A 12290-nucleotide genomic window follows, 5' to 3' on the forward strand; every position below is an offset into this window, starting at 1 on the left:
ATCATACATTTAACGCACTTTCATCAAGGAACTCATGGTCCTAAACAGGGGATAAATCCGAAATGAAAGATGTTATTATACGGTTTTGCGTTAAATTTCAGTCCAAATAAGATGAATCTTATCATTATGTGACGTCGGGCACGCGGCGCACCATAAACGAGACTGTTTATAAATGCTAAACAAATTGAGAGGATTTACGGTGTCAGAGCGATCTTTTCCGGCAGAATTGGACGATTTAAAGACAGATTTAAGGCGTTTTGAAGAATCGTTGCAAAGTTTTGCGCAGCAACTTGGTTTGCGCCTTAACGATCTTGAAGTGGACCATATTTCGGTGCGTTGTCATCAGGACACGACGGCGATGCGCTGGCAGCAAGGCCTGCAGCAGATGGGTACTCAGTTTTCAGCGACGATGATTAACGGACGGCAGATTTGCCTGTTTAAACTACATGATCCACTGGTCGTGGCGGGCAGAGAGATCGATGTGGTTGAGCTGCCGTGGCCGGGTGAGAAGCGTTATCGCCATGAAGGCTGGGAGCACATTGAAGTGGTGTTACGTGGCAATCATCGGACGCTGGGCGTGCGCGCGATGGCATTATTGTCTGATGAGGCACTGACGCAGCCCGGCATTTTCTTTAAAACCAGCTCACCGCAGGGCGAGAATGAGCGTCTGCCTAATCCGACCCTGGCGGTGACGGATGGGCAGACAACCATCAAGTTTCATCCGTGGCGACTGGAGGAGATTGTCGCCAGTGAGCAGCACTAAATACGGGCAGCCACGGCGCGTTTCAGTCGGGCAACCGCCTCGTCCAGTAACGCTCGGGTACAGCCGAAATTGAGCCGGACAAACTGGTCGTTGCCGAACTCACGTCCGGCGGTTAAGCCCAGTCCGTGCTTCTCAAAATAGAGGGCAGGACTGGCCACACCCAGCGCGCTGGCATCAATCCAGGCCAGGTAGGTTGCTTCCGGCGTGGCAACTGACAGACCGGGCATTTTATTGACCTGTGATACCAGCCAGTCCCGGTTACTGCGCAGGTAAGCATTCTGTGCCTTCAGCCAGGGCTCACCTTCGCGCCAGGCTGCTGCTGCTGCGGTGATGGCCAGAATATCTACATCCGGCACAATGCCGCGTCGCACCCGGTTAAAGCGCGCGCGCAGTTCAGCATTCGGTATGATGGTGATGGACGCACCCAGACCGGCGATATTGAAACTCTTGGAGGGCGACATCAGCGTGACACTTCGCTGGGCCGCATCCTCACTTAGCGAAGCAAACGGAATGTGCTGCACGCCCGGTTCCAGTAGCAAATCGCTGTGGATCTCGTCTGAACAGACAATCAGATTGTGTTTCTGGGCGAATTCCAGCTGCGCCTGCAGTTCGTCATGGCGATAGACTGTGCCGCCCGGATTCTGCGGGTTACACAGCATTAACAGCCGTTCTTTACCCCCAGTCTGTTCTTCGGCTGCATCCAGATCCAGCAGCCAGCGCCCCTGTTGCAACGTGACAGGCACATTGATCTGACCTCGCTCTGCCAGTTTTGCCGCCCCGCGAAACGGTGGATAGATCGGCGTGGGAGAAATCGTCAGCTCGTCCGACGCAGTGAAGGCACGCACGGCGAGATTCAGTCCGCTCACCACGCCCGGTAAAACCACAATCCATTCCGGATTGACGTGCCACTGATAGCGTGAGGCGAGCCACGCAACTGCGCTGTCGAGAAACGCTACCGGCGTATCGCCATAGCCAAAAATGCCATGCCCGGCGCGGGTTTTGATCGCATCGATAACGCAGTCAGGCGATCGGAAATCGGTATCTGCCACCCACAACGGCAGAATGTCCTGGTCCGCATATTTGTTCCATTTAAGGCTATCGCTGTGACGACGGTCTATCCGTTGGTCGAAATTGAATGCCATAGTTAACTTTCCCGGTAAACTCATTTCAGCAGCCAGACTAACTGATGAATCTGCCTTGAACCAGAGTCATGTAAAGGAGAAGAGAATGACCACACTGGAAATTTGCTGCTATGGCGTGGATTGCGCCGTGACCGCACAACAGGCGGGCGCCGATCGGGTTGAACTTTGTGCCGCACCGCGTGAGGGTGGTCTGACCCCATCGGCAGGGATGCTTAATGCCGCCCGGCGCGAGGTTTCAATCCCGGTTCATCCTATTGTCCGGCCACGGGGTGGTGACTTTTGTTATACCGCGCGCGAGTTTGAAGCGATGAAATCGGATGTGGCGTTGATACGCGAACTGGGGTTTCCGGGGCTGGTCATTGGGATGCTGGATGAGGACGCGCATATCCATCATGGTCAGATGCGGCAGATTATGGCGCTATGTGACGGCCTGTCAGTGACATTCCATCGCGCCTTCGATCTGTGTCACAGCCCTAAGCGAGCGCTGGAAGAATTAACAGATTTAGGGGTGGCGCGCATTCTGACATCCGGTCAGCAACACAGTGCTGAAAACGGAATTGCACTCCTCAGGGAACTAAATGAGGCCAGCACCGGTCCTATTATTATGGCGGGTGCCGGGGTTCGTCTCAGCAACCTGCAAAAGTTTCTCGACATGGGGATTGATGAAGTTCACAGCTCGGCCAGTCGCCTGATGGTGTCGCCGATGCGCTACCGCAAAGCGGGGGTCTCCATGTGTTCTGAAGCCGAAAGCGATGAGTTCAGCCGCTACTGTGTAGACGGTGATGTCGTTGAGGCGATGAAAAGTGTAATGCAGATGAGCACCGTCCGCGTCGCCTGAACCACAACAGATTTTGCCGCGCAGCACGCCGATCATTGACGTGGTGTTTGCAAGTACCAAACCCCAGTATTCTTGCTGGGGTTCTTTTTGTCTGAAGCCCTCTCAATTGCAGTGACCTTATTTCGGGGTTCTCTGGCATTGTTATGATGTGAGCGGAAGATGACATCTGACGTTTATGCCTTTTCACCTCTCTCATCTTTGAAAGCAATGCAGGCCGGAATCGTCAAAGATTGGCGCTGTTTATCACCACAGCGTTTACACTGAAAGCAACATCGCCTGGAAATTACCCTATGAAACGCAATCAGATTCTTGTTTTAAGCCTGATGCTGACTGCCTGGACTGGAAGCGCAGCGGCCAGCGCATGCAGTCCGAATAATGCGGCCGTTGCGAACAGTAATAACCTTATTCTGCTGGGGGGAAACGCGAAAGGCGCTGTGAAGCAGGTGATTGCGGGCGAGTTTGGCAAAGATGTGAATTCGCAAAAGCGGGTGCTGGGGCAGTTTGACGCCTGCGGCGATCTGACCGTCGCCGACGTCAGCTACGATAAAAGCGAACGTAATGTGATTCTCAGCATGGAGCAACATATCGCCAGAGTGCAGGGCGGCTGGGTGGCGGAATATGCCTATCTGGTCAAAGTGCTGAAAGAAGGTAAGGAAGTCGTCGTGGATAATCGACAGGGAACGATTAACTGGCAGAAAGGCCGGCATGGCACGATCACCAGCGCCTCTGATAGATTTACCAGCATGGGGAAAAGCGGCTTTACCGACATCACCTATCGCTATGATCCCCAGCTACGGCTGGAGAAGAGCGTGGCGCGCGGCAGCGATCCGCTGACCAACGGCGAATTTCACTATCACTGGAACCCAAAAGGTCTGATCACGCGCACCACATCTGCAAGAGGCACCGACGAATACACCTATGATCCTCAATGGCGTGAAGTACGACTTAGCGGCACCGAGACCACACCGCTGAGCACCATCCGGTCGGTTGATGAGTGCCAGTCATGGGATGAGGTCGGCAACTGTACACTCAGCTATCTGCATGAGACCGAAATCTTTACGCGTGGCACTATCGAGCGCCACCTCAGTTCGGCTTACAAATATGAGTACTGGAACCAGCCTGCGGCAGAAGAGTAACAGGCGATCGGGTGATCGCCCGCTCCTGACCTATTTTACAGTCTGACTAAAGGTATCCAGTGCCAGCAGGGCATTTGCGATATCTTCGGGTGACAGGTGTGGGTTGAGGTTTTTCAGCGTATCTCCCTCACTGTTTGCCAGAGCCCCCACTTTCACCAGATTCTCCCAGCTTTCATTTTCCAGATGCAGCTCCCTGAGTGTGGTTGGCATATTGATTGAGCGATAAAAGCGTATATAGCGCGCAATATCCTCATCCGTACGCTTCTCAAGCACCATCTGCGTCAGCGTGCCATAGGCAACTTTCTCGCCATGAGTCAGATGGTGGATATCGCCATCGATGGCGGTAAAACCATTATGAATCGCGTGGGCGGCGGCCAGACCACCGTTCTCAAACCCCAGTCCCGAGAGCAGCGTGTTGGCCTCAACGACCGCTTCCACCGCTGGCGTTACCCGTTTTTCGGAAACGGCAATATAGGCGCTGTAACCCCATGTAAGAAGAGTTTCTTCACAGGCTCGGGCAATGGCCAGTCCGGCAAGTGTCGGATCACCGTTAACCATTGATTTCGCATGCGAACGAGCCACGGCCTGCGCTTCAACCCAGGTCGCCAGTCCATCTGCAATGCCTGATGCAAATAGCCGTGCTGGCGCACTGGCGCAGACTGCCGTGTCCACGAGCACCAAATCTGGATTTTTGCTGTAAAAGCGATAGCTATCGAATACACCGCTGTCAGAGTAGATGACCGACAGGGCGCTACAGGGCGCATCGGTGGACGCAATGGTTGGCACGATAGCCACCGGCCGTTTAAGTTCATCCGCCACCGCTTTAACTGTATCCAGCGTTTTGCCCCCGCCCAGGCCGACAATCACATTACAGCCCTGACTTTTTGCCAGCGCACTGAGTCGGGAAATCTCATTACTGGAGGCTTCGCCATTGAATTGCTGCCAGCTGAATTTCACGCCAGCGGAATGCAGGGCGTGTTGCGTCCGTTCGCCAATCAACGTCCAGACCGTGTTATCAGCCACCAGAAAAGCCTGATCGCCCAGTTCAGTCAGATACGTTCCCAGCTCATCCAGCACACCTGCGCCCTGTACATATTTACGGGGTGAGGAAAAAATAAATTTACTCATAATCAAAACTCCCTGATATGAATGAATCAACCTGATCCAGTCTGGCACAATCCGGGAAGAGTGGCAGTTGATGAAGGATTGCGCTCACCGGAGCTGTTAAGCTGCGTGGACACCCCAGGAGATAACGGAGAAATTATTATGAGCGCGATGCTCTTTTCATTTCTGCTTGCGATAACCATTCTGACGCTCACACCCGGATTTGACACCGCACTGGTGTTGCGAACCGCTATCGCGCAGGGCTGGCAGCGCGCCTGCGCCACCGCGCTCGGCGTGACGCTGGGCTGTCTGATCTGGGGAGTGGCGGTAGGCCTGGGGCTGGGTGCGCTATTGCTGGCCTCTGAAATTGCATACAACCTGCTGAAGTGGATGGGGGCGGCCTGGCTGCTCTGGCTCGGTATCAGGCTACTGCTTAAACCGCGTCAGCAACCGCTCATCGTGAACGAACAGCCTGTCAGGTCGCAGGGTTATCTGGCCTGCTTCAGTCGGGGGTTGATGGGGAATCTGCTGAATCCAAAAGTGGGCGTGTTTTACGTTACCTTCCTGCCACAGTTTATTCCGGCCGGGGCGTCCGTGGCGCTCTGGTGCACGCTGATGGCGCTGGCACACATGCTGCTGGGGCTGATATGGAATGCCGTATTAATCGGCGGCAGTCACTATTTTGCGGGACATCTGCAAAAACCGCGGGTATTGAGGGTGATGGATCGCCTGACCGGCTGCGTGTTTATTGGATTTGCGGCGAAACTGGTGTTGTCTCGCCGCTGAGACTTAAGGTTTGGTGGCGACCAGCACGGCGCGCAGCGGAGCCGGATAGCCCTCAACCGTTTTGCTCGGGTCATCGGGATCGAGGAATTCCGCCAGCGACTCGCTGGTCATCCAGTCTGTCCGACGTTGTTCTTCGGTGGTGGTCAGGGCGAAATCGACAATCCGTACATCGACAAAGCCGCTTTTCTCCAGCCAGCTTTTCAGCGCCTCGGCGGAGGGAATAAAGAAGACGTTGCGCATCTGCGCATAGCGCTCACCGGGCACCAGCACCTGATTCACATCGCCCTCAATGACCAGCGTCTCCAGCACCAGTTCACCGCCGCTCACCAGCTGATTTTTCAGCTGTAACAGATGATCCAGCGGGGAACGGCGATGGTAGAGCACACCCATCGAAAACACGGTATCAAACGCCTGTAACGCCGGTAACTGTTCAATACCCAGCGGCAGCATGTGCGCCCGGCGATCATCGTTCAGCAGCTTACGCACGGCTTCAAACTGCACCAGGAAGAGCTGCATCGGATCAATGCCGACCACCAGATGCGCACCCGCACCAATCATCCGCCACATGTGATAACCGCTGCCACAGCCAACATCCAGCACCGTCCGGCCCGCCAGCGAGGATATATGCGGCAGGACACGCTCCCATTTCCAGTCAGAACGCCACTCGGTGTTGATATGGGTGCCATAGAGGAAATAGGGCCCTTTACGCCATGGCATCAGGTTACGCAGTAATTTCTCAATACCCTGACGATGACGATCGCTGATGTCATCGCGGTCGGCGGTGACGCTATGCAGCAGGTCGAGCTTTTGCGGCTCCAGCAGCGGCAAATACTCCAGCGACTTGTACCAGTCACGGAAGTGGCCATGCAGGTTTTCACGCTGCCACTCGCTGATTTGCGCCGGTAATACTTCCAGCCACTTCGCCAGTGGACCTACGGCAATTTGCTGATAAAAACGGCCAAAGTCGATCATTTCAACGCCACCAGAGATCCAAAATTAAAGCACTGGAACCAGAGTTCGGCGTGCGAGAAACCGGCCTGTTTCAGACGGGCTTTATGGGCTTCGACGCTGTCAGTCAGCATCACATTTTCCAGCATGCTGCGTTTCTGACTGATTTCCAGTTCGCTGTAGCCGTTGGCGCGCTTGAAGTCATGGTGCATGTTGAACAACAGTTCACCGACTTCGGCATCTTCAAAACTGAATTTCTCCGACAGCACCAGCGCGCCACCGGGTTTAAGTCCCTGCCAGATTTTTTCCAGCAGAGCCAGACGTGCGGGTGGCTCCAGAAACTGCAGCGTAAAGTTAAGCACCACCAGCGAGGCGTTTTCTATGTCAATATCACGGATATCCGCTTCCAGCACCGTCACCGGCGTATCAGCGCGAAACGCATCCAGATGACGACGGCAACGCTCCACCATCGCCGGGGAGTTATCCACTGCGATGATCTGGCAACCCGGGACATGAATATTGCGGCGCACCGAGAGGGTGGCGGCGCCCAGCGAGCAGCCCAGGTCATAAACCGTGCTGTCGGGAGTAACAAAACGTTCTGCCAGCATGCCAATCATCGAAATGATGTTGGAGTAGCCCGGCACCGAGCGCTGAATCATGTCTGGAAAGACTTCAGCTACGCGCTCGTCAAAAGTCCAGTCGCCCAGTTTTGCAATGGGCGCTGAGAAGAGTTGATCGCGGTCAGACATATCGAAAATCCGAAGAGACGACGGAAAGGGCGCTATTCTCGCAGAAAGTGGGGCGGCCTGCACCCCTTAACCCAGGGCGACTTAATGGAGTGTCAGCACCAGTTCCCACGGCAGATAAATAAGATTAAAAATGACCATGCCGCACAGGGAAAACAGCGTCAGCAGCATGCCATATTTACGGCCAGCCATGGCGCTGCTGCGTAAACCCCAGGCATGAAGTAACCGGCTGATGAAAAAGAGCAGGCCAGTGAGATGCACCATCCAGATATCGGCGCCATTCATCTCCATCATCACCAGCAGCAACAGCGCCAGCGGGATGGTTTCGATGGCATTGCCGTGAATGCGAATCGCCATTTTCAGGTCGTGATAGCCGCCATCGCCATACGCTACGCGATAGAAACGGCGGTAACGCACCACGTCCATTGTAAATTTCATCACCAGCAATGCACCCAGTACGACGTATAACGCGCTAATCATTGTCACTCCGGTATCCATCCGTAAAGTGGCTATTCTATCCAGCGCACAGCACGCTGTCCTGTACAGTGATCAAAACAGTGACGTCTGTTGCGGCCAGTCGGGTCCATTGCCAATAGCCGGATCGATCTGCTGCAGCTGCGGCCATAGCGCCTGAACCAGCGGAAACACCTGACCCATATCGGGCGTATGCAGAAACAGCATGGCGTCGCCCTGTTGCTGCCATTGCGAGAGCTTGTCACGCCAGATCTGAAACAGCGGCACGGTCTCTTCCACACTGTCGCTGCCGATAAAACGGACCATTGGCTGCGAGCCTGTTCGCAGGGCATGAGGCGGCACTTTAGGCTTCTGAGCACGGGCCACCAGGGCTGCCGGGCTTTGCGAGGTGGAGGCGTGAACCGGGCGGCTGTCTAACATGACGCGATTGATGCCGCGCTCAAGCAATCCGCGATTCAGCGTCCGCTCTGCGTCACCTTTGGCAAAGAAAGCCGGATGGCGGACTTCGACGCCATAGTGAAAACGACGCGGCAAACTATCCAGAAAGCGCCACAGATCGGCGATCTGCGCCGGAGAGAAGCTGGCAGGCAATTGCAGCCAGTACTGACCGATGCGATCGGCCAGCGGCTCCATCAGGCGCAGGAAATCGGTCAGCAGTTCGTCACTGTGCTGTAGCGCCGCCTGATGGCTGATGGTGTTGGGAAACTTAAAGCAGAAGCGAAACGCATCATGCGTCATATCGCGCCAGCGCATCACCGTTTCGGTATCAGGCAGCGCATAAAGCGTGGTGTTTCCCTCTACACAATGGAAGTATCGGGCATAGTCCGCCAGGCTCGTGATACCCCAGCGTTTCCAGTGTGAATGCCCCCACTGGGGCAGGCCAATACGAAGTGTCACGCGCGCTCCTGGCTATGGGTTAAGATGCCCCATTATCTTCTATGTTCGGTCAGGTGGGCAAATGCACACAGGAAATCGCTGCTTTGGCGTGGATCTGCTTATCCTGCCTGGCTTTTTCCATTATAATGACCGCCATTTTTGCGACAGCATCGCAACAGGTAACGCGGCCGGATGCTGTCAGCTGCAGCGGCGAAGTTAAAAGGATAGTGTTATGCGTACAGAATATTGCGGACAGCTCAATCTGTCTCATGTAGGTCAGCAAGTCACGCTTTGCGGCTGGGTAAACCGCCGTCGCGATCTGGGCAGTTTGATTTTTATCGACATGCGCGACCGTGAAGGCATCGTGCAGGTGTTTTTCGATCCCGATCGTCAGGACGCATTTAAGCTGGCTTCTGAACTGCGTAACGAATTCTGCATCCAGATCACCGGCACCGTGCGTGCGCGTGATGAGAAGAATAAAAACAGCGACATGGCGACCGGCGAAGTCGAAGTGTTTGCCCAGGCGCTGACCATCATCAACCGCTCTGAGCCACTGCCGCTGGACTCTAATCAGACCAACAGCGAAGAAGCACGCCTGAAATATCGCTATCTGGATCTGCGTCGTCCTGAGATGGTGACGCGTCTGAAAACCCGCGCAAAAATCACCAGCTTTGTCCGTCGCTTTATGGATGACGAAGGGTTCCTGGATATCGAAACCCCGATGCTGACCAAAGCGACGCCAGAAGGCGCGCGTGACTATCTGGTGCCAAGCCGGGTTCACAAAGGCAAATTCTACGCGCTGCCGCAGTCACCGCAGCTGTTCAAACAGCTGCTGATGATGTCGGGTTTTGACCGCTACTATCAGATCGTTAAATGCTTCCGCGATGAAGATTTACGTGCCGATCGTCAGCCCGAATTTACCCAGATCGACGTTGAAACCTCCTTTATGACCGCGCCTCAGGTGCGTGAAATTATGGAGCGTTTAATCCGCAATCTGTGGCAGGACGTGCAGGGCGTTGATCTCGGCGAGTTCCCGCAGATGACTTTTGCGGAAGCGATGCATCGTTACGGTTCTGATAAGCCGGATCTGCGTAACCCGATGGAGCTGGTGGACGTGGGTGACCTGCTGAAAAACGTGGAGTTCCAGGTCTTCTCTGGCCCGGCTAACGATGAAAAAGGCCGTGTTGCGGCACTGCGTGTGCCAACCGGTGCGCAGCTGAGCCGTAAGCAGATTGATGAATATGGCAAGTTCGTAGAAATTTACGGCGCGAAAGGCCTGGCGTGGATGAAAGTTAACGTCCGTGCCGACGGCCTGGACGGCGTGCAGAGTCCGGTTGCCAAGTTCCTGAATGCAGAGATCGTCGAAGGCATTCTGAGCCGCACCGGCGCGCAGGATGGCGACATCATCTTCTTTGGCGCCGATCGCGCCAAAGTGGTCGCGGATGCACTGGGTGCGCTGCGCCTGAAAGTGGGTCGCGAGCTGAACATCACGGATGAAAAAGCCTGGGCACCGCTGTGGGTGATCGACTTCCCGATGTTCGAAGAGGACGAGGAAGGCGGTCTGGCTGCGATGCACCATCCGTTCACTGCACCAAAAGAGATGAGCGCAGAAGAGCTGGCTGCGGATCCAACCCGTGCCGTGGCGAATGCCTACGACATGGTGATCAACGGTTATGAAGTGGGCGGCGGTTCAGTGCGTATCCACAACGGCAAAATGCAGCAGACGGTGTTCAGCATTCTGGGTATTGAAGAGCACGAGCAGCGCGAGAAGTTTGGCTTCCTGCTGGATGCGCTGAAGTTCGGTACGCCACCGCATGCGGGCCTGGCGTTTGGTCTGGATCGCCTGACCATGCTGCTGACCGGCACCGACAACATTCGTGACGTTATCGCGTTCCCGAAAACCACGGCGGCAGCCTGCATGATGACCGAAGCGCCAAGCGAAGCGAACCCGGCTTCTCTGCTGGAGCTGGGTATTCAGGTCATTAAAAAAGAAAAGCCTGAGAGTAAATAATGGGCTATAAACACCCGGTTTCAGTGCTGGTGGTTATTACGGCGCGCGATACTGGCCGGGTGTTGATGCTGCAGCGACGTGACGATCCCACCTTCTGGCAGTCGGTTACCGGCAGCCTGGAAGCGGGGGAGTCACCGCTGGCGACCGCGTGTCGTGAAGTGAATGAGGAGGTCGGCATTGACGTGCTGACTGAGCAGCTGGAGGTGGAGGATTGTCATCGTCAAATCGACTTTGAAATCTTTCCCCATTTCCGCCATCGCTATGCGCCTGATGTCACCCATAATCACGAGCACTGGTTTCGCCTGCAACTGCCGGAAGAGCGCGATGTGACGCTCACCGAGCATCTGGCGTTTCGCTGGCTGGCGCCTGCTGAGGCTGCAGCATTAACCCGATCATGGAGTAACCGCCAGGCAATTGAAGAATTTATCTGAATGCTCGCCATCGCCCGGTATTCCGGCGGCGAATAGATTAAATTTTATGAATCTGGTGAGTTTTAACAGGACTTCACCAATATATTGAACAGCCAGGCATCATCCACGCTGCGACATTGTTTACCACCTGCGTGAAGTCATCAGCATACTGTTGTACGTGATGATCATGCGCGATGCTCGCCCAAAGCGGGTACACGGTTTTTTAAAAACGGTGTAAGCACCGACGGTAAACAGGCTCGCAGCCAGGATAGCCTGCACCCTGTAAAAGATCGGAGAAACGTTAAAATGGCAGGACACAGTAAGTGGGCAAACACCAAACACCGTAAGGCGGCGCAGGATGCTAAGCGCGGCAAAATCTTCACCAAAATCATTCGTGAACTGGTGACAGCGGCCAAGCTGGGCGGTGGTGATCCGGGCTCAAACCCGCGTCTGCGTGCCGCGATGGATAAAGCGCTGGCGAACAACATGACCCGCGACACCATGGATCGCGCTATCGCGCGCGGTGTGGGCGGCGATGACAACGCCAACATGGAAACCATCATTTATGAAGGTTATGGTCCAGGCGGTTCAGCCATCATGATCGAATGCCTCAGTGACAACCGTAACCGTACCGTGGGTGAAGTGCGTCACGCCTTTACCAAAACCGGTGGCAACCTGGGTACTGACGGATCCGTGGCTTACCTGTTCAACAAGAAAGGCGTGATCTCTTTTGCGCCAGGTCAGGATGAAGATGCGGTAATGGAAGCGGCCCTGGAAGCGGGCGGTGAAGACGTTGTCACCTATGACGACGGCGCGATTGATGTTTTCACCGCATGGGAAGAGATGGGCACGGTGCGTGATGCACTGGAAGCACTTGGTCTGAAAGCGGATACCGCAGAAGTGGCGATGATCCCGACGACCAAAGCCGAAATGGATGCGGAAACCGCACCAAAACTGCTGCGTCTGATCGACATGCTGGAAGATTGCGACGATGTGCAGGAGGTTTATCACAACGGTGAGATCTCCGACGAGGTGGCGGAAACGCTGTAATGGCGT

Annotated in this window: 13 protein-coding genes; 7 read left to right on the forward strand and 6 right to left on the reverse strand. The window is 55.0% G+C overall.

Going from position 1 to position 12290, the window contains the following annotated elements:
* Positions 1-172: 172 nt before the first annotated feature.
* Positions 173-763, forward strand: a complete 591-nt coding sequence (locus P2R09_RS10545) for a VOC family protein (RefSeq protein ID WP_275769436.1) — start codon at positions 173-175, stop codon at positions 761-763.
* On the opposite strand, the gene P2R09_RS10550 is transcribed toward P2R09_RS10545, so the two are convergent.
* Positions 760-1905: a PatB family C-S lyase gene (locus P2R09_RS10550; protein ID WP_275769438.1), complete on the reverse strand. Its 1146-nt coding sequence runs from the start codon at positions 1903-1905 to the stop codon at positions 760-762. The two genes, P2R09_RS10545 and P2R09_RS10550, sit on opposite strands and share 4 nt — an antisense overlap.
* A gap of 85 nt (positions 1906-1990) precedes the next feature.
* On the opposite strand from P2R09_RS10550, the gene cutC reads away from it, so the two are divergent.
* Both cutC and P2R09_RS10560 read left to right on the forward strand, forming a co-directional pair.
* Positions 1991-2743 (forward strand): copper homeostasis protein CutC, encoded by a 753-nt coding sequence (gene cutC / locus P2R09_RS10555; RefSeq protein WP_003849180.1) that lies wholly within the window; start codon positions 1991-1993, stop codon positions 2741-2743.
* A 290-nt stretch (positions 2744-3033) separates the two neighbouring features.
* On the forward strand, positions 3034-3879 hold the full coding sequence (locus tag P2R09_RS10560; protein ID WP_275769442.1) for a hypothetical protein: 846 nt from the start codon (positions 3034-3036) through the stop codon (positions 3877-3879).
* A 30-nt stretch (positions 3880-3909) separates the two neighbouring features.
* Here the strand turns inward: P2R09_RS10560 and P2R09_RS10565 are convergent, their stop codons facing one another.
* Entirely contained in the window at positions 3910-5007 is a 1098-nt protein-coding gene (locus P2R09_RS10565; RefSeq protein ID WP_275769444.1) for a glycerol dehydrogenase, read from the reverse strand.
* A gap of 138 nt (positions 5008-5145) precedes the next feature.
* Here P2R09_RS10565 and P2R09_RS10570 point away from each other — a divergent pair, with 138 nt between their 5' ends.
* The gene (locus tag P2R09_RS10570) at positions 5146-5769 is read left to right on the forward strand and encodes a LysE family translocator (RefSeq protein WP_275769446.1); all 624 of its coding nucleotides are present in this window, start codon (positions 5146-5148) and stop codon (positions 5767-5769) included.
* A gap of 3 nt (positions 5770-5772) precedes the next feature.
* On the opposite strand, the gene cmoB is transcribed toward P2R09_RS10570, so the two are convergent.
* The 4 genes from cmoB to P2R09_RS10590 all read right to left on the reverse strand — a co-directional run bounded on the left by cmoB (position 5773) and on the right by P2R09_RS10590 (position 8834).
* Positions 5773-6741, reverse strand: a complete 969-nt coding sequence (cmoB, locus tag P2R09_RS10575; RefSeq protein ID WP_003849185.1) for a tRNA 5-methoxyuridine(34)/uridine 5-oxyacetic acid(34) synthase CmoB — start codon at positions 6739-6741, stop codon at positions 5773-5775.
* Positions 6738-7466 (reverse strand): carboxy-S-adenosyl-L-methionine synthase CmoA, encoded by a 729-nt coding sequence (cmoA, locus tag P2R09_RS10580; RefSeq protein ID WP_003849187.1) that lies wholly within the window; start codon positions 7464-7466, stop codon positions 6738-6740. Before cmoA ends, cmoB begins: the two co-directional genes overlap by 4 nt.
* 81 nt (positions 7467-7547) lie before the next feature.
* Positions 7548-7943, reverse strand: coding sequence for an MAPEG family protein (locus tag P2R09_RS10585; protein WP_003849188.1), 396 nt, complete (start codon positions 7941-7943; stop codon positions 7548-7550).
* 69 nt (positions 7944-8012) lie between these two features.
* Entirely contained in the window at positions 8013-8834 is an 822-nt protein-coding gene (locus P2R09_RS10590; protein WP_275769450.1) for a DUF72 domain-containing protein, read from the reverse strand.
* Positions 8835-9045: 211 nt separating this feature from the next.
* Between P2R09_RS10590 and aspS the strand changes: the two genes are divergently transcribed.
* The 3 genes from aspS (at position 9046) to P2R09_RS10605 (ending at position 12284) form a co-directional block, all read left to right on the forward strand.
* On the forward strand, positions 9046-10824 hold the full coding sequence (aspS, locus tag P2R09_RS10595) for an aspartate--tRNA ligase (RefSeq protein ID WP_275769452.1): 1779 nt from the start codon (positions 9046-9048) through the stop codon (positions 10822-10824).
* Positions 10824-11255 (forward strand): dihydroneopterin triphosphate diphosphatase, encoded by a 432-nt coding sequence (gene nudB / locus P2R09_RS10600; protein WP_275769455.1) that lies wholly within the window; start codon positions 10824-10826, stop codon positions 11253-11255. The genes aspS and nudB overlap by 1 nt, the downstream gene beginning before the upstream one ends.
* A 285-nt stretch (positions 11256-11540) precedes the next feature.
* Positions 11541-12284, forward strand: a complete 744-nt coding sequence (locus P2R09_RS10605) for a YebC/PmpR family DNA-binding transcriptional regulator (RefSeq protein WP_003849201.1) — start codon at positions 11541-11543, stop codon at positions 12282-12284.
* Positions 12285-12290 lie beyond the last annotated feature (6 nt).

Origin of the sequence: Pantoea sp. Cr_R13 (genome assembly GCF_029222565.1) — a bacterium.
Classification (GTDB): domain Bacteria; phylum Pseudomonadota; class Gammaproteobacteria; order Enterobacterales; family Enterobacteriaceae; genus Pantoea; species Pantoea eucalypti.